At 59.1% G+C, this 16,854-nt stretch carries 14 protein-coding genes and 1 pseudogene; 1 reads left to right on the plus strand and 14 read right to left on the minus strand.

Annotation, left to right across the window (positions count from 1 at the left end; genetic code table 11):
• Window positions 1–29: 29 nt before the first annotated feature.
• The 12 genes and pseudogenes from ACPDZI_RS15750 to tapM form a co-directional block, all read right to left on the minus strand.
• Window positions 30–698, minus strand: a complete 669-nt coding sequence (locus ACPDZI_RS15750; RefSeq protein WP_438833449.1) for a phosphoglycolate phosphatase — start codon at window positions 696–698, stop codon at window positions 30–32.
• Window positions 685–1,359, minus strand: coding sequence for a ribulose-phosphate 3-epimerase (rpe, locus tag ACPDZI_RS15755; RefSeq protein ID WP_016351625.1), 675 nt, complete (start codon window positions 1,357–1,359; stop codon window positions 685–687). The genes ACPDZI_RS15750 and rpe overlap by 14 nt, the downstream gene beginning before the upstream one ends.
• Window positions 1,360–1,364: 5 nt before the next feature.
• Window positions 1,365–1,706 (minus strand): hypothetical protein, encoded by a 342-nt coding sequence (locus ACPDZI_RS15760; RefSeq protein WP_438833450.1) that lies wholly within the window; start codon window positions 1,704–1,706, stop codon window positions 1,365–1,367.
• Window positions 1,707–1,820: 114 nt separating this feature from the next.
• A pseudogene (locus tag ACPDZI_RS15765) lies at window positions 1,821–2,692 on the minus strand (Dam family site-specific DNA-(adenine-N6)-methyltransferase).
• A gap of 70 nt (window positions 2,693–2,762) precedes the next feature.
• Window positions 2,763–4,370: an SPOR domain-containing protein gene (locus ACPDZI_RS15770; RefSeq protein WP_438833451.1), complete on the minus strand. Its 1,608-nt coding sequence runs from the start codon at window positions 4,368–4,370 to the stop codon at window positions 2,763–2,765.
• Window positions 4,360–5,442 carry a 3-dehydroquinate synthase gene (gene aroB / locus ACPDZI_RS15775; protein ID WP_076360349.1) on the minus strand — a complete coding sequence of 361 codons (1,083 nt, stop codon included), beginning with the start codon at window positions 5,440–5,442 and terminating at the stop codon, window positions 4,360–4,362. The genes ACPDZI_RS15770 and aroB overlap by 11 nt, the downstream gene beginning before the upstream one ends.
• Before the next feature lie 14 nt (window positions 5,443–5,456).
• Entirely contained in the window at window positions 5,457–5,975 is a 519-nt protein-coding gene (aroK, locus tag ACPDZI_RS15780; RefSeq protein WP_005298388.1) for a shikimate kinase AroK, read from the minus strand.
• A gap of 191 nt (window positions 5,976–6,166) precedes the next feature.
• A complete protein-coding gene (locus ACPDZI_RS15785; protein WP_076360350.1) occupies window positions 6,167–8,368 on the minus strand; it encodes a type IV pilus secretin PilQ in 2,202 nt (733 codons plus the stop codon).
• Window positions 8,369–8,382: 14 nt separating this feature from the next.
• Entirely contained in the window at window positions 8,383–8,913 is a 531-nt protein-coding gene (locus tag ACPDZI_RS15790) for a pilus assembly protein PilP (protein WP_438833452.1), read from the minus strand.
• Window positions 8,910–9,509, minus strand: coding sequence for a PilO family type IV pilus biogenesis protein TapO (gene tapO, locus ACPDZI_RS15795; protein WP_011706968.1), 600 nt, complete (start codon window positions 9,507–9,509; stop codon window positions 8,910–8,912). Before tapO ends, ACPDZI_RS15790 begins: the two co-directional genes overlap by 4 nt.
• On the minus strand, window positions 9,506–10,084 hold the full coding sequence (gene tapN, locus ACPDZI_RS15800) for a PilN family type IV pilus biogenesis protein TapN (protein WP_011706969.1): 579 nt from the start codon (window positions 10,082–10,084) through the stop codon (window positions 9,506–9,508). Before tapN ends, tapO begins: the two co-directional genes overlap by 4 nt.
• Window positions 10,072–11,142: a PilM family type IVa pilus assembly protein TapM gene (tapM, locus tag ACPDZI_RS15805; RefSeq protein WP_076360353.1), complete on the minus strand. Its 1,071-nt coding sequence runs from the start codon at window positions 11,140–11,142 to the stop codon at window positions 10,072–10,074. Before tapM ends, tapN begins: the two co-directional genes overlap by 13 nt.
• A gap of 286 nt (window positions 11,143–11,428) precedes the next feature.
• Here tapM and ACPDZI_RS15810 point away from each other — a divergent pair, with 286 nt between their 5' ends.
• Complete coding sequence (locus ACPDZI_RS15810; protein WP_438833453.1) at window positions 11,429–13,918, plus strand: penicillin-binding protein 1A; 2,490 nt, start codon at window positions 11,429–11,431, stop codon at window positions 13,916–13,918.
• A 75-nt stretch (window positions 13,919–13,993) separates the two neighbouring features.
• Here ACPDZI_RS15810 and oxyR read toward each other — a convergent pair whose 3' ends face one another.
• Entirely contained in the window at window positions 13,994–14,890 is an 897-nt protein-coding gene (oxyR, locus tag ACPDZI_RS15815) for a DNA-binding transcriptional regulator OxyR (RefSeq protein ID WP_017409206.1), read from the minus strand.
• 156 nt (window positions 14,891–15,046) lie between these two features.
• Window positions 15,047–16,687, minus strand: coding sequence for a methyl-accepting chemotaxis protein (locus tag ACPDZI_RS15820; protein WP_438833454.1), 1,641 nt, complete (start codon window positions 16,685–16,687; stop codon window positions 15,047–15,049).
• Between the last annotated feature and the right edge of the window lie 167 nt (window positions 16,688–16,854).

Consider the following 16,854-nt stretch of genomic DNA (forward strand, 5'->3'; position numbering starts at 1 on the left):
ATCCTTGTTATTCGGCCTGCCTGGCCAGCTTATTCGGCCAGCAGCGCATCGAGCTGGGCAAACTGTTCGCATACCCAGTCCGGGCGGGAATCTGCGATGGGACGGCCATAGTTGTAGCCATAGGTCAGTCCCACCACCTTCATGCCGGCAGCCTGGGCGGCCAGCACGTCATTTTCGGAGTCGCCCACCATCAGGGTGCGCGACGGGCTGACGCCCAGCTCGTGGCAGGCCAGCAGCAGCGGCTCCGGGCTCGGTTTCTTGACGGGCACGCAGTTGCCCCCCAGCCAGAGTGCGAAACAGTCACCGATGCCGAGGGCATCGAGGATCGGCTGCACGAAGTGGCTCGGCTTGTTGGTCACGATCCCCTGCTGGTAACCCAGCGCCTGCAGGCGGCGCAGGCTCTGCTCGACCCCGTCATACATGGCCAGCCCTTCCAGCAGGCAGGCCTGATAGTGGCGATCAAACAGCGGACGGGCACTGGCAAACAGCTCGGGCGCCGCGCGATAGTCCAGCGCGCGCTGGATCAGCTTGTCGGCACCGTTGCCGACCCAGGTCCGCACCACGGCTTCGTCGGCCTCGGCCAGCCCCAGCTCCGCCAGGGTACGGTTGACCGCCAGCGCCAGTTGCGGGGCACTGTCGATCAGGGTGCCGTCCAGATCGAACAGTACCAGGTCAAAATCACGTTCAGCGTTTGACATGAGAGAGCTCCGCCCGCATCTCGTCGATCACCGCCTTGTAGTCCGGGCGACTGAAGATGGCCGAGCCGGCCACGAACATGTCGGCGCCAGCCTGGGCAATTTCACGGATGTTGTCGACCTTGACCCCGCCGTCGATCTCGAGGCGAATGTCGCGGCCGCTCTCGTCGATCAGGCGGCGCACCTGGCGCAGCTTGTCGAGGGTGCCGGGGATGAAGCTCTGGCCACCAAAGCCCGGGTTGACCGACATCAGCAGGATCACGTCCAGCTTGTCCATCACGTACTCCAGACAGGTGAGCGGCGTGGCAGGGTTCAGCACCAGGCCGGCCTGGCAGCCCTGCTCCTTGATGAGGCCCAGGGAGCGGTCAACGTGGTCGGACGCTTCCGGGTGGAAGGTGATGAGGGAAGCACCCGCCTTGGCAAAATCGGGAATGATGCGATCCACCGGCTTGACCATCAGGTGCACATCGATGGGGGCTTCGATACCGTAGTCACGCAGGGCCTGGCAGACCATGGGGCCTATGGTCAGGTTGGGCACATAATGGTTGTCCATCACGTCGAAATGGACCACGTCGGCACCGGCGGCCAGCACCTTGGCGACATCGTCCCCCAGACGGGCAAAGTCGGCGGAGAGGATCGAGGGGGCAATCAGAAAGTCTTTCATCAGCGTCATCCATTGGCAGCGTGGCAGAAAAAGCGGCGCAATTTTACCGCAAACGGACGCTGAAAACGACCCGCACACGGTACGGAAAACGCGAACACCATCATCAGCGCAAACGGATACTGAAAACGACCCATACGCAGTACGGAAAAAGTGAACACCATCATCACCGCAAACAGGCACTGAAAACGGCCTGCACACGATACGGAAAAAGCGAACGCCATCATCACCGCAAACGGACGCTGAAAACGACCCGCACACGGTACGGAAAAAGCGAACGCCATCATCACCGCAAACGGACACTGAAAACGGCCCGCACAGGGTACGGAAAAAGCGAACGCCATCATCACCGCAAACGGACGCTGAAAACAGGCTTCAATGCTATCAATAAACCATGTTTACCCAGTCCCACCATCATCGGCCGCAGCAGACATAAAAAACGGCACCCCAAGGTGCCGTCAGTGTCAGCCGAGTGGCGCCAGTTCGGCGTCGCTCGGGTAGTAGCCCTGCTCCGGCTCGATGCCGGGCGGATAGAGCGCCAGCAACTCGGCTACCTTGTTGCGGGTGCCGCCGTTGCGGCTGATGGTGCGCTTGACCAGGATCTCGTCGAGGCGGGCACCGCGATAGAGCTCGCGGGTCAACTCGATATCGTGGTTGCTGATGAGCACGGGCACCCCTTTGCGCGCCGCGGTGTGGCGGGCCAGCCTGGCCAGCACGGCCTGATCGTCCAGGGTGAAACCGCCGGCCGAATAGGTGGTAAAGCTCGCGGTAGTGGAGAGCGGGGCATAGGGGGGATCGCAATAGATCACCCAATCCTCTTCGGCGCGCTGGATGGCATCGGCATAGCTTTCACAGATGAAGGTCGCCTTCTGCGCCTTCTCGGCGAAGGCCCACAGCTCTTTTTCCGGGAAATAGGGCTTCTTGTAGGAACCGAACGGGACGTTGAAGCCCCCTTCTTGTTGTACCGGCACAGGCCGTTGAAACCGTGTCGATTCAGAAACAGGAACAGCAGGGCGCGCTCGAAGCTGGTGTCGGTCTGGTTGAACTGGGTACGCAGCCGGTAGTAGGCCGCCTTGTGGTTGTGCTCGGTCACGAACAGCTTGCGCGACTCAGCGATAAACCGATCCGGCGTCAACTTGAGATGATTGTAAAGACCGATCAGATCCGGATTGATGTCGTTGAGCACATAGGCGTCGTAGTCGGTGTTGAGAAACACGGACCCGGCCCCGACGAAGGGCTCCAGCAACACACGCCCGGCCGGCAAACGCTCGGCAATCTCTTCAACCAGGGAGTATTTTCCCCCGGCCCATTTTAAAAAAGCGCGTGTTTTTTTCATGGAAATCCGGTGTTAAGAAGGCATCGACCAAAAAAGGGGGACGATTCTACCCCCTTCCCGGCCAAAATGGCTATTGCTTCAACTCTTTTTGTACCTGCGCAAACGACTTGGGCCAGGGTTGACCCTTCAGCAAGGCGGGTGACAGCTTGCGAATGGCGGCCTTGGCCTGGTTGCTGCTGGCGTAGTCCCCCTGCAGCACCACGTACCAGGGGCTGCCGCGGAACTTGGTCTGATAGACCCAGATCTTGCCGGCCAGACCATTTTCGGCCACGAACTTGTCGACCGCCTTGGTGTTGCTCGCCCCCATCAGCTGGATGCTGTAGTGGTTTCTGGGCTTCTTGTTCAGAGTGGCAGCTGGGGTCAGCGCCACCTTGGGAGATGGTGCCGCCACCGGTTCAACCGCAACTGGCTTGGCCACCGGCTTGCTGGCCGCTGGCGTGACTTGGGCCTTGGCGGTGTTTGCCGGCTGGGCAGCCTGAGCGGTGGCATTGGATGTGACAGCCTGCTCAGCAGGAGCAACCTGAGTGGCCGCTGCTTGCGAATCGGCGCCGGTCAGCTCATCCACCACCGCAGTGGGCAGGGCGCCGCTGACGTTGGGCTGCTTCATCAGCTTCTCGACCACCTCGTCGGAGATCACCACCCGGCGTCCTTCGTAGTTGGTCGATTCGGTGGTCACGGTGTCGCTCTCCACCGCCTTGGGCAATACCTTGGCATCCGGCTGCCAGTCGCGTACCACGCTGCTGGGATTGCTGGCGGCGCCATCACTGGCCGCACTCTGGCTGCCGTTCTGGCTGGTGTTGCTGCCAACGATGGTCAGTGGATCGCCACCCGAGACGGGGATGGGCAACGCCGTGGTTTGAGTGGGCTCGGGGGCAGAACTCTTGCTGTCGCCGCCAAACAGGGCAGGCAGCAGATAACTCAGCGCCAGCAGACCGCCGGCCAACAGGGCCAGCAGGGTCGCAATCTTCTTGACGGGCAACTCGGCCTGACGTTTCTTGGGCCTTCTGTCGGTCATGATATCCTCCAGTAACTGCATGATGGTGGACGGATGTCCATTTGCCACTTTCAGGATCTCTTCCACTTTCGGCTTGGGCAAGAGGGCTGTCGGGATCTTGAGCTCTTTGGCCTTCTCATACAAGAAGATGCGTTGTTCGGGTGCGCCAAGCGGCGCGACTTCCAGCTCCAGCGCCGGCATCGCCCGCCCTTTCAGCTGCGCCTTCTGATTGCGACACCAGACGTCACTGCCAGAGAGCACGATGGCCAACTGATGGGGGATCTTCAGGGTATCGTTGTGACGACACAGGCTCCACAGCTCGCCGACCAGCTCGGCAGGCAGTTCGTCGGCCCGCTCGATCAACAGCAGCAAGGTGGCGGGTTTGCCTTCCAGCATGCGGAAAAAGCTGTCTGCCAGCGCATCCTGCGGATTGAACAACGGCCGGGCCACCACCTGAGGCAGCAGCAGCTGGCGCACGTCCACCATCTTCATGGCGGGGCTGCCGATCAGGCTGACGACCCGCACTTTTTCCGGCAACGCTCCCAGCAGGGATTCGCACAGAGTGCCGCGACCACTGCCTGGTTTGCCGGAAAGAAAGATAAAAGGATGATTGAATTCAATCAGATGCAGCAGCCGGTCAACCAGCTGCCGCTGGGAGGGAAATTTCAGCAGTTTATTCGTCACGACCAGACTCGATCACCGCCAGCAGTTCAGCATCGGAGACATCGGCCACCACCTGGGCATGACCTATCCCAACCGGCAGCACCAGACGCAGTTTGCCTTCCAGCACCTTCTTGTCACGGCGCATGTGGCGAATGAAGGCCGCAAAATCCATCTCTGACGGCGCCGTCACCGGCAGCTTGGCCGCCAGCAGCAAAGCTCGAATACGCTCTACCTGTTGCTCGGTCACGTCACCACGGGCCAGGGCGGTATTGGCGGCCAGCATGGTGCCTGCCGCCACGGCTTCGCCGTGCAGCCAGTTGCCATAGCCCTTCTCGGCTTCAATGGCATGGCCAAAGGTGTGGCCCAGGTTAAGCAGGGCACGCACACCGTGTTCGGTCTCGTCCTGGCCAACGACATCGGCCTTGATCTCGCAGCAGCGGCGGATGGCATAGGCCAGCGCGGCCGGCTCCTGCGCCTGCAGACGGGACATGTTGGCTTCGAGCCAGCAGAAGAATTCGACATCCCAGATGATGCCGTATTTGATCACCTCGGCCATGCCGGCGGCAAATTCGCGGGCAGGCAGGGTCTGGAGGCACTCGGTATCGATCACGACGTGTCTGGGCTGATAGAAGGCCCCAATCATGTTCTTGCCGAGGGGATGGTTGACGGCAGTCTTGCCACCAACGGAGGAATCAACCTGGGAGAGCAGTGTGGTAGGCACTTGAATGAACGGAATGCCACGTTGATAGCTTGCAGCAGCGAAGCCGACAACGTCCCCTATCACACCGCCACCCAGGGCAATCAGAGTGGTATCACGACCATGGTTGGTTTCCAGCAGAGCGGACATGATCCGCTCAAAGGTAGCCAGGGTCTTGTAGGCCTCGCCATCCGGCAGGATCAGGTGTTCAACCTGATAGCCCGACAGCAACTGGACAATCCGCTCAAGATACAAGGGCGCAACCACTGTGTTGGTCACAATCATGACACGCTTGCCCTTGATGGTTTGCGTCAGCACCTCTGCGTGCTGCAACAGACCTGCGGCTATCTCGATGGGATAGCTGCGTTCACCCAGTTCGACCTTCAACCTTTCCATGGACGTCCTCTATATTACATGCCGATCAACTTAACGATTTGATTGGCAACAACTTTAGCGCTCTGGTCATCAGTCTGGATGACAAAGTCAGCCACTTCTTCATACAGGGCGTTGCGTTCTTGTGCCAGACGCTCGAGTACTTCGCGCGGCGGCTCTTCGGTTTGCAGCAAGGGGCGACGCTTGTCTCTTTGCGTACGTGCCAGTTGCTTCTCAATGGTGGTTTCGAGGTACACCACGATACCGCGAGCAGAGAGCTTGTTGCGTGTTTCACGACTCTTGATGGCACCGCCACCCGTCGCCAGCACGATACCCTGCTGTTCGGAAAGGTCACCGATGACCTTCTCTTCGCGGATCCGGAAACCCTCTTCGCCTTCAACATCGAACACCCAGCCGATATCGGCACCACTGCGGCGCTCAATCTCATGATCTGAGTCGAAAAACTCCATATGCAGTTGTTCTGCCAGATGTCTACCTATGGTGCTCTTGCCCGCACCCATGGGACCTATCAGGAAAATATTGCGTTTCTCAGCCATGTCTTTTCGTTAGTAATTACAAACTGTACGACCCCGACAAACTCTCGATCGGGGTACCTATGAACCTTATCTTGCGATGGATCAGGAGGGGGATTATCTCAATAGAAATCAGGACTGGCAACCGCAGCCCTTACGCCCCAGCCTCATTGGGGCGTAAGGTTATATGTGTTTTACCTTCACATGTAAAGTCTTCAGAAGGCGTCGGTGACTATCTTCGGCGTCACGAAAATCAGCAGCTCACGCTTTTTGTTCTCGCTGGTTGTCTTGCGAAACAACACCCCCAGACCCGGGATGTCACCCAGCAAGGGCACCTTGCTGACGTCGCTCTTGATGGTCTGTTGATAGATGCCGCCAAGCACCAGGGTCTCGCCATTGTTGACCAGCACCTGGGTAGTGATGGACTGGGCGTTGATGGAGACGGCATCACCGGTACCGGTCGGCACGGTTTCACCCTTGGTATCCTGGGTCACGGTCAAATCCAGGATCACCCTGTTGTCAGGGGTGATCTGCGGCGTCACTTTGAGGCTCAGTACCGCCTTCTTGAAGGTGACCGAGGTTGCCCCGCTGGAAGAGGACTCCACATAGGGGATCTCGGTACCCTGCTCGATCAGCGCCGGTTTCTGGTTGGCCGTGGTGACCCGGGGACTGGCGATGATCTCGGCCTTGCTCTCTTTCTCCAGTGCCGACAGCTCGAGATCCAGCAAGGTACCATCTGCCAGCCGCGCCACCTGGAAGGCCAGGGTGCCGGCCGCATTGGTCACCGGCAGATTGACGTTAAGCCGATCGTCCACCCCCGGTCGGGTGATGGTCGAACCACCATTGTTGTTGCCGGAACCGTCATTGCCCTCGATGGTGCCCGAGGTGCTGTTGCCGTGGCCGTCGTTCTTGGTTACCCCCCAACGCACCCCGAGCGCCTCGTCAAAGCCGTCATCAATGGTCACCATCCGCGCCTCGATCACCACCTGCTTGACCGGAATATCCAGGATATCCAGCATGCGCTTGATGTTGCTGATGACGTCGGCAGTGTCCTTGACCACCAGCACGTTGGTCCGCTCATCGACGCTCACCGCCCCCTTGGAAGAGAGGAGCTTGGTGCTCTTGGACGAGAGCAACGTCGCCACTTCGGATGCCTTGGCATAGTTGATCTGCAGATACTCGGTATAAAGCGGTGCCAGATCGGCAACCTGGTTGCGGCTCTCCAGCTGCTGTTTCTCGCGAGCGGCAATCTCTTCGGCCGGTGCGACCAGCAGGATGTTGTTGTCCAGCCGCTTGTCGAGACCCCGTACCTTCAAGATGATGTCGAGTGCCTGCTCCCAGGGCACCCCGTCCAGCCGCAGGGTGATGTTGCCCGACACCGAATCCGTGGTCACCAGATTGAGGTTGTTGAAATCCGCGATGAGCTGCAGCACGGTTCTCACCGGGATATCCTGAAAATTGAGAGAGATGGGTTTGCCCTGATACTGCTTGCCGGCAGTCGCCGCGGTGCGCTTTTTCACCTCGACGATGAACATCTTGTCCGCCTGATCGTAACGGTAATCAAACTGGCCGTTGACCGAGAGTTCGAACAGGGTGTCGTTACCCTGGCGGAACACCTCAACCTGAGAGACAGGAGTAGCAAAATCCTGCACGTTGATCAGGTTCAGCAAATCGTCCGGTACCCGGGTGCCGTGGAACTTGGCAAGTACCGTCTGGCCACGGCTGCTGACGTCAACGGCGGCGGAGCTGTTATCCAGCGTCACCAGAAATTCCCCCTGCCCATCCTTGCCACGCCGGAAGTCGACCCCCGTCACGGAATTGAAGTAAGCGCCACTGGCTGCCGTCTGTGGTGATGGCAAGACCGGCTTGCTGGCCACGGACGCTGCCACTGGAGCGCTCTGGCGAGCAAGCTGCTGGCTGTTGATCAGGGCGGACGAGGCTGCCGGCTGGGTATTGATAAGTGCAGACGAGGTCGGCTGGGGGGCCACCAGCCCGGAGGATGCAGTGGTGGCTGGCAGCGGCATGGCTGCTTTTTCTCCCAGCGCCACCAACAACTTGTTGCCTTGCTGATGCACCTGATAGGGGGTCAGTTGATCGAGAGCGATCTTGATATCGAGACCAGCCCCTTTGCCCTCGACCTTGAGGTTGTCCACCCCTTGCTGCTTGATGGGCAACGGGTTCACGTTGAGCGCTCCCACTGCCCCAGGCACATGCAGCAGCAGCTGGTTGGGTTCATAGGAGAGACGATCGGTAAATCCACTGACCGGTTCGCTGAAGCTCAGCTCCAGCAACAGCTGGTCCGCCATCAGCGGATTGACCTTGACCTCCTGCAGGGTTGCCACGGCCCAGGCCTGGCTCCATGCTCCGGCGCAAAACAGCAGGGTAACTCGGGCTACCATACCTATTGTTGTTTTCATCGCATCATCCCTGATTATCGTTTTGCTTCAAGATTGGCCATGCCCAGCTGAGTTTCTCGGGTCACCCAGCATCCTTTGCCATCCGGTATAGTCTCAATCAAATCCAAATAGGTATCAGTGATCCTGATCACCCGTCCCTGATCCAGTCCCATATGTTGATTGAGGCCCACCCGGATGGATTGACCATCAGGTGTCCTGATCAAGGCCCACAACTGTCCCTGCTTGCCAAGTGAGCCCTGCATGCTCAGGCTGGCCAGTGAATAACGTTCAAGTACTTCTTTCTCTCTGTTGGCCGCTATCTGGGCGCAATCCGGCTTCACCTTGGCATCCACCTTGGCACTGCTGGTTTCAGGCTGGGGGGCGATGAAGGGGCTGCGCTGATCGCTGAGGTGGTAAGCCATCGGGGAAAAGGGTTTTATTTCGGGAAGAGGCTCGATGGGTACTGGTTTTCTGGCCTTGGTGGCCGCCACATAGTTGTCCATGTCATCCTGCCCACCGCAGGCGGTCAACAACAGGGCAGGCAACAACACGCAGAGTAGCTTCATTTGGTCTGCCCCACGGTTTTGCCATTGTATTTGTAGGTTTTGGCCAGCATCGACATGGCAATCATGTCACCCTGCTCCTTGCCCTGTCCCAGCGTGAACGATTCCAGGATGACGATACGAGGCAAGGCCGCCATGTCAGCCGTGAACTTGCCTATCTCATGATAAGTGCCTACCACTTCGATTCGCATGGGCAGCTCGGTGGAGAACTCGTGTTTGATCTCGGGCTCCCAATTGATGCGATTCAATTTGAGCCCATTGTCGGTAGCAATGAAACTGATGTCATCCAGCAATCCGGCCACTTCGTGAGTATTGGGCAACTGCTTGAGCTGGGTATCCACCAGCTGTTCGAGCTGCACCATCTGTGTCTTGTAGGCACCGAGGTTGGCAGCCAGCATCGCCTTGCTCTCGAACTGCGCCTTGAGTTCGGCCTCCTTGTTGGTCTCCTGGGTCAACAGGGTCAGTGAGTTGGCAATCACGTAGTAATAGATGGCCCCCCCCAGCAAGGCACAGAAGAACAGGATGAAAATCCCCTTGGCCAGCTTGGGCCAGCTGGCAATGTTGTTGAGATCCAGTTCGTTGAGCTGTTGTAGATTCATTGCTGCCCCTTAGCCACATCGACCGTGGCACCCGCCGCACCCGCGACCTGGAACATCATGGAGAACTGGCTGAGCGAAACGGGCGCCACATCGGCCGCAAAAATCGTGCTGATCTGCGACTGCCCCAGCCAGCCGGAGCCATCTATGCGACGCATCATGCTGGCTACCCTGCCATAGGCCTCAGTCTTGCCATTCACATCTATTTGATTGTTCTGCAAGGCAAGCGTATTCAGGTACACCCCGTTGGGAACCAGCGAAGGCAACTGGTTGAACAGACGAACCGGCAGATTGCGGCGCATCTGCAGGTGTTCGATCAATTGCATGCGATCGATCAACTCCTTGCGTCGCTCCTTGAGCAGGCGGATCTCGCCAAGCTGGGCATCCAGGATGGTCATCTCCTGCTGCAAGCGCTGGTTGCGCTGCTGCTGATGGCCTATCTGCTGCTCCACCAGCCAGTCGGCGGCAAAACCGAGTGAAGCCGTGATGGCCATGAAGATGCCCAGCATGACTCCGAATTGCTTCTTCTGCCGCTGTGCTCTGGCCTCACGCCAGGGCAGGAGGTTTATATTTGACATGGCGTGAAGCTCCTCAATGCCAGACCCAGCGCCGTCATGAACTTGGCACCGTGGACCGCCCCCTCCCCTTTCGGCTTGCCGAACAGAGCAAAGGGATCAGGGTGCAATACCTCACAATTCAATTCATTCCCGACCTGAGCCACCAGCCCGGGCAGCAGACTGCCACCGCCGGTCAGCACCAGTCTGGAAAGCTCTCTGTGCCCGGAAGAGCTACAAAACAGCTGTACATTGCGTCGAACATGCTGCAGCAAAGTATTCATATGGGGCATTAAAACATCGAGTTCATAATCTGCAGGCAATGAATTCTTGGTTTTAGCAACCTCTGCTTCTTCTTGCGTCATGCCATAGAAAGAAGCTAAAGCATGGCTATATTGATCACCGCCAAAATTTTGAATTCTGGAGTAAATGGTTTGCCCCTTGACCAATGCAACAAACGTCATGGTACTCGCCCCGATATCGATCACGCCGACCGGCTTCTCCCACTCCTGCAGCTCCGGCAGGCAGGCAAGCACCGCACGCCCCAGCGCATGGGCACCCACATCCACCACCTTGGTGATCATGCCGGCCTCCGCCAGCGCGGTTACCCGCCCATTCACGCTTTCGGTACGAGCTGCACTCAGCAATACTTCCTGACGCTCCTGATCGGTCACCTTGCCCAAGATCTCAAAATCCAGGCTTACTTCATCAAGGGGAAAAGGGATGAGTTGCTCAGCTTCGAGCTGAACCTGATTCTCCAGCTCGCTGTCGCTAAGACGGGTATCAACGAGAATGACTTTGGTGATCACATTGGAGCCGGTGACGGCGGTTGCAGCATATTGACTGCTGCCGGAGATGAGGCGCTTGAGGGCCTTGAGAGACTGGCTGACCCGCTCGATATCCTGCAGCTGATAATCGACAAGAGTGCCTTTGGGAGTGGCGACTTCGGCAACCGATTCGAGATGCAGCTTGCCGGGACGACCGGTAATGGTCACGGCCTTGATGGTCTGGCTCCCAAAATCAATACCCGCCAGAGGAAGCAGAGAACCTTTGTTGAATAGCCCAAACATATACACATCCATGCGTTATTGGGTTTTAGGATTGATTGTAGGACAGCTAATCAGAAGATGATGGCTTAACGCATCCTAAATGCTCTATCTATCAATGTCATAAAGTTTATGCCGAAAAGTGATACAACTCGCTTTCCGGCTGCCCCTCACCTCCCCTTGGTTATTGAGCCGCAGAATGCTAACCTCCCGCCTCTTCTCGAGGAGCCGGGCTGCCGTCAGGAAAACCTCGAATTTACGGAGGCAAAAGGGCTATACTCTGCGCCCGTTGGCTAATTTTAAGACGATTGGTAGTTCTTCCATGCTGAAATGGCTCGTACGCCTGTTTATTGTCATGATGCTGGGTGCTGTGCTGGGTGTTGCCAGCCTCATCGGTATCTACTTCTACATCAAGCCCCAGTTGCCGGATGTGACCGCGCTGCGCGACGTCAAGCTGGCCACCCCGATGAAGGTGTACAGCCGGGACGGGGAATTGATCTCCCAATTTGGCGAAATTCGTCGCATCCCGCTGCATCTGGATGAAATCCCCCAGTCCATGATCGATGCGGTACTGGCGACCGAAGATGCCCGTTTCTATGAGCACCCGGGGATTGACCCCATCGGCATCATTCGCGCAGCCACCGTCTGGGCCGTCTCCGGTCAGGCCCGCCAGGGCGCCAGTACCATCACCCAGCAGGTCGCCCGCAACTTCTTCCTGAGCAATGAAAAGACGCTGGTGCGCAAGATAAAAGAGGTCTTCCTGGCCTGGCGCATCGAGCAGAATCTCTCCAAGGACGAGATCCTGCAGCTCTATCTCAACAAGATCCCGCTCGGCTACCGGGCATTCGGGGTCGGTGCCGCAGCCCAGGTTTACTTTGGCAAGGAAGTCAAAGACCTGACGCTGGACGAGATCGCCATCATCGCCGGTTTGCCCAAGGCGCCGTCTATGTTGAACCCGATCCGCTCGCCGGAACGTGCCTTTGCTCGCCGCAACGTGGTGCTTGGCCGCATGCTGGAAACCGGCAAGATCACCCAGGCCCAGTTTGATGAAGCATCCAAGATGCCGGTCAAAGCCCGCTATCACGGGGCCGAGATCACCTTGAATGCCCCTTACCTGGGGGAGATGGTGCGCCAAAAGATGGTGGAGCAGTTTGGGGAAGATGCCTACACCATGGGTCTGCACGTCTACACCACCGTCACCGCCAAGCGCCAGCGCGCCGCCCGTCAGGCCTTGCTCGACGGCGTGTTCGACTATGACACCCGCCATGGCTACAAGGGTGTGACCGCCCAGCTGTGGAAAGCGGGCGAAGCCGATTGGGATTATGACAAGATCATGGCCCATCTGGCCAAGCAGCCGACCTATGAGCCACTGATGGCCGCTGTGGTCACCAAGCTGGCTGACAAGAGTGCAACCATAGTGCTGAAGAACGGCAAGCAGGCTGAGCTTGGCTGGAACGGCATCAAGTGGGCACACGCCTTCATCACCGATGATCGTCAGGGCTTTGCGCCCCGCTCGGCCCGCGACATGCTGAAAGTGGGCGCCCAGATCTGGGTTCGGGAAAAGGGTGAAGAGCTGCTGCTCTCCCAGATCCCCGAAGTCAACGCCGCTCTGGTGGCCATGAACCCGCAGGATGGTGCCATCGAGGCGCTGGTCGGCGGCTTCAGCTTCGAGCTCTCCAAGTTCAACCGGGTTGATCAGGCACGCCGCCAGATAGGCTCCAACATCAAGCCTTTCCTCTATGCCACCGCGCTGGAACAGGGCTACACCCTGGCCTCTCTCATCAACGATGCGCCGATCAACCAGTGGGATCCCTCCAAGGGCCCCATGTGGCAGCCCAAGAACTCCCCGGCCATCTATGAAGGCCCCACCTCCCTGCGCCTCGGCCTCGCCAAGTCGAAGAACGTGATGTCGGTGCGCCTGATGCGCGCCATCGGGCTGGATACCTACATCGACGGCCTGACCCGCTTCGGCTTTGCTCGCGATACCATCTCGCCCAACGAATCGCTGGCCCTGGGTGCCGCCGAGTTCACTCCGCTGGAAGTGGTGCGCGGCTACTCGGTCATGGCCAACGGCGGCTTCCAGGTCACCCCCTACTTCATCACCGAAGTCACCGACAGCTTCGGTGCGCCTCTCTATCAGGCCAACCCGGCAGCCGCCTGCCGTGATTGTGGCGTGCTGGCCGCTGCAGGTCTCGACAGTGCGGATGCCTATGCCAATACGGCGCCGGACTGGAAAGCCCAGTGCCCCATCGATCCGGTCGTTCCCGGCAACATGGCACCGCAGACCATCAGTGCCCAGAGCACCTTCCTGGTGACCGACACCCTGACCACCGCCATCTGGGGCGGCAATGGCTGGCGCGGTACCGGCTGGCGGGCGGCGCGCGACCTCAAGCGCCACGATATCTCCGGCAAGACCGGGACCACCAACGAATCCCGTGATGCCTGGTTCTCCGGCTATACCCCGAATCTGGTCGCCACCTCCTGGATCGGTTTTGACAACCACCAACGTGGTCTGGGCCGGGCCGAATTTGGCGGTGGTGCCGCACAGCCCATCTGGATCGACTTCATGAAGACGGCGCTCAAGCAGGTGCCTGAGCGCAAGATGCCGGTACCGGAAGGGATCATCACGGTGCGGATCGATCGTGAGACCGGCCTGCTGACCAACCGGACCGACGGCAGCAGCACGGAAGAGTTCTTCAAGGAAGGCACCGAGCCGACCCGCTACGCGACACAGAGCTCGGATGGCAATCAGGTGTACGGCGGTGATGGTTCGTCCACCGATGGTCCCGTCTCCACCGACGATATCTTCTAAACCACCGCAGAAGATAAAAAAACCGGCGCAATGCGCCGGTTTTCTTTTTTGTGGCCTTGTAGTAGCGATGCGCAGTTAGCCAAGCAGGCTCTGCATCAAGCGCGAGATACGGGCGGCCAGCTCGTTGAAGCAGGGCCGGCGTACCGAATAGTGGCGATAGAGCAGCGCTATGGTACGCCCAGGCACGGGATCTATCACAGGTCGATAGCTGACACCTCCCTCTTCGGCATTGGCGGGCACGGCGAGCCTGGGCACCAGCGTCATGCCGCTGCCGGCGGCCACCATGTTGCGCAGGGTCTCCAAACTGGTGCCCTTGAAGCGCTGATCCTCGCCGATTCCGGCGGCAAAGCAGAATCCCATCGCCTGATCCCGCAGACAGTGACCATCGGCCAGCATCAGCAACTTCTTGCCCTTGAGATTGCTGAGCGGCACCGCCTTGGCCTTGGCCTCCGGATGCTGCTGGGGCACCGCCAGCCACATGGGTTCCTGATAGAGCGGGATAGAACCAAACCCGTCCATGCCCTCCAGCTCGGCCAAGATCAGGCAATCCAGCTCCCCCTCTTCCAGCCGCTTGAGCAACACCTGGGTCTGCTCTTCATAGAGGTAGAACTCCAGCTTGGGAAAGTGCTCGCGCAGATCCTGAATGATGTGAGGCAGCAGATAGGGGCCGACGGTAGGAATGAAGCCGATGTGGATTTCGCCGGACATGGGCTCGGCAAAGTGCTGGCCGATGCTCTTGAGCTCACGCACCTCTTTGAGCACCTTGCGGGCCTGCTGGGCCATGGCATCGCCAGCCGGGGTAAACAGCACCTTGCGCGAGGTACGCTCGATCAGGATCACCCCGAGTTCATCCTCCAGCTTGCGCAGCTGGCCGCTCAGGGTGGGCTGACTGACGAAGCAGCGCTCCGCCGCCTTGCGAAAGTGCTTCTCCTCTTCCAGCGCCACCAAATACTCGAGATCGCGAAGGTTCATACATCCAGAATCCTGCCAACCAATGGGGCCATTAGCATGCCCAAGAACGGCGGAGCGAACAAGGGATGGTGCAAGAGGGAAAGTCGACTGGCCGATAAAACAAGGCGGGCCCGGATCCAGGATCCGGGCCCGCAGCTGCGAGCATCCAACCCGCCTTTACACCCGGAAGCGGCGCACCATCTCCTGCAACTGGGTCGCCAGGTGATTGAGGTCGTTACAGGCCTGTGCCATCTGGGTTGCACCAGCGGCTACTTCCTCGGAGGCATGGCTGATATTGACCACGTTGCGGTTGAGCTCTTCACTCACCGCCCCCTGCTCTTCGGTTGCGGTCGCGATCTGGATATTCATGTGGGAGATGCTCTCCACCGAGCCGCTGATCTCGGAGATGGATGCCCCCGCCTCCCGCGCCGTGCTCACGGTGGAATTCATCATGTCCTGGCTTTGTTGCATGGTGGTGCCGGCCTGCTCGGCCCGCTGCTGCAGTTCGGCGATGATGGTGTTGATCTGGGAGGTGGAATCCTGAGTCCGCTTCGCCAGAGTACGCACCTCGTCGGCAACTACCGCAAAGCCGCGGCCCTGCTCACCGGCCCGGGCCGCCTCGATGGCGGCGTTGAGCGCCAGCAGGTTGGTCTGCTCGGCGATCCCGCGGATCACCTCCAGCACCATGCCGATGTTGCGGCTGTCGTCACCAAGCTGGCGGATCACCACGGCGGTGCTCTCGATGGCGCCGGCAACCTGTTCAATACGCTTGATGGAGTCGTTGACGGTGCGAGCCCCCAGTTCGGCGGTGCTGCTGGCGGCACTGGCGGCGCTGGCGGCATCGCTGGTGTTGCGGGACACCTCCTGCACCGTGGCCTGCATCTCGTTCATCGCAGTCGCCAGCTGATTCAGCTCGTGCTGCTGGCTGTTCATGTTGTTGGCGGACTGGCGTGCCACCGCGCTGATCTCTTCGGCTGCCGAGCTCAGTTGCACCACAGAGCCGGAGACTTCGCTGACCAGGGTTCGCAGGTTCTTCTGCATCTCGCCAAAGCCCTTGGCCAGTTGCCCCAGTTCATCGTTGTTGAACTGGCTGGCATCAAGATGGGCTGCCAGATCGCCTGCCGCTACCTTGCGGGTCTGCTCCAGCAGCGCCATCACCGGATTGCGGACCTGACCGGTCAGCAACCAGGCCACCACCACCACGAACAGCACTGTGATGAGGCTCACCACGACACTCATGGTACGCGAGCTGCTGTAAAGGTCGGCCACCGACTTCACCATGCTGTCAGCCAACTCGTTGTTGATCTCGCGCAGACGATAGGATTTGGCCCCCGCCTCTTCCAGGGCGGCGCGAGTCTCGTTTTTGCGCAGGCTCTTCACTTTTTCCAGATCGCCGCTGGCAAAAGCCGCAATCAGCTGCTCGTGCACCGAGAAGTACTTGGCGCCAGCGGCCACCAGCTGCTCGTAAGTCTGCTTCTCCTCATCGGTGCTGAAGGGCAACGAACCATACTTTTGCGCCGCCGCGTCAAACTCCTGCTTGGCTTTGTTGAAGGTGATGGTGCGTTCGCTCACCTCCTGGGCATCCTTGTTGAGGCCGCCAATCACCTGCGCCAGTTCGGAACGGCGGGCATCGAGAATGGCTACATGCATCTGGCTGGCATAACGGGTCGATGGCAACAGGTTGCCCGAGATGGTGGCGGTATCGGCATAAAGATGGGACAGCTGAGTGATGGAGAACCACGCCAGCCCCACCACTAGCAGGGCCAATACGGCAAAACCGGCGCTCAACTTCTGACCTATAGACATATTTTTGAACATGATTGGTATCCTTGGCGGCTAGACGCAAGCCCGTAGCCTCAAACGCCCGGGCTATCCCCATAGAGCATAGCGCGATGATCGCAAGCGGATGATTTTCAAACTGTCCGCTACTGAATATATCGTCCCACCTGGGGATAGCATGAGTGCCGGATAGGTGGGAAAAATCT

The sequence above is a fragment of the Aeromonas oralensis genome, from assembly GCF_049665575.1.
In the GTDB taxonomy this organism is placed as follows: domain Bacteria; phylum Pseudomonadota; class Gammaproteobacteria; order Enterobacterales; family Aeromonadaceae; genus Aeromonas; species Aeromonas hydrophila.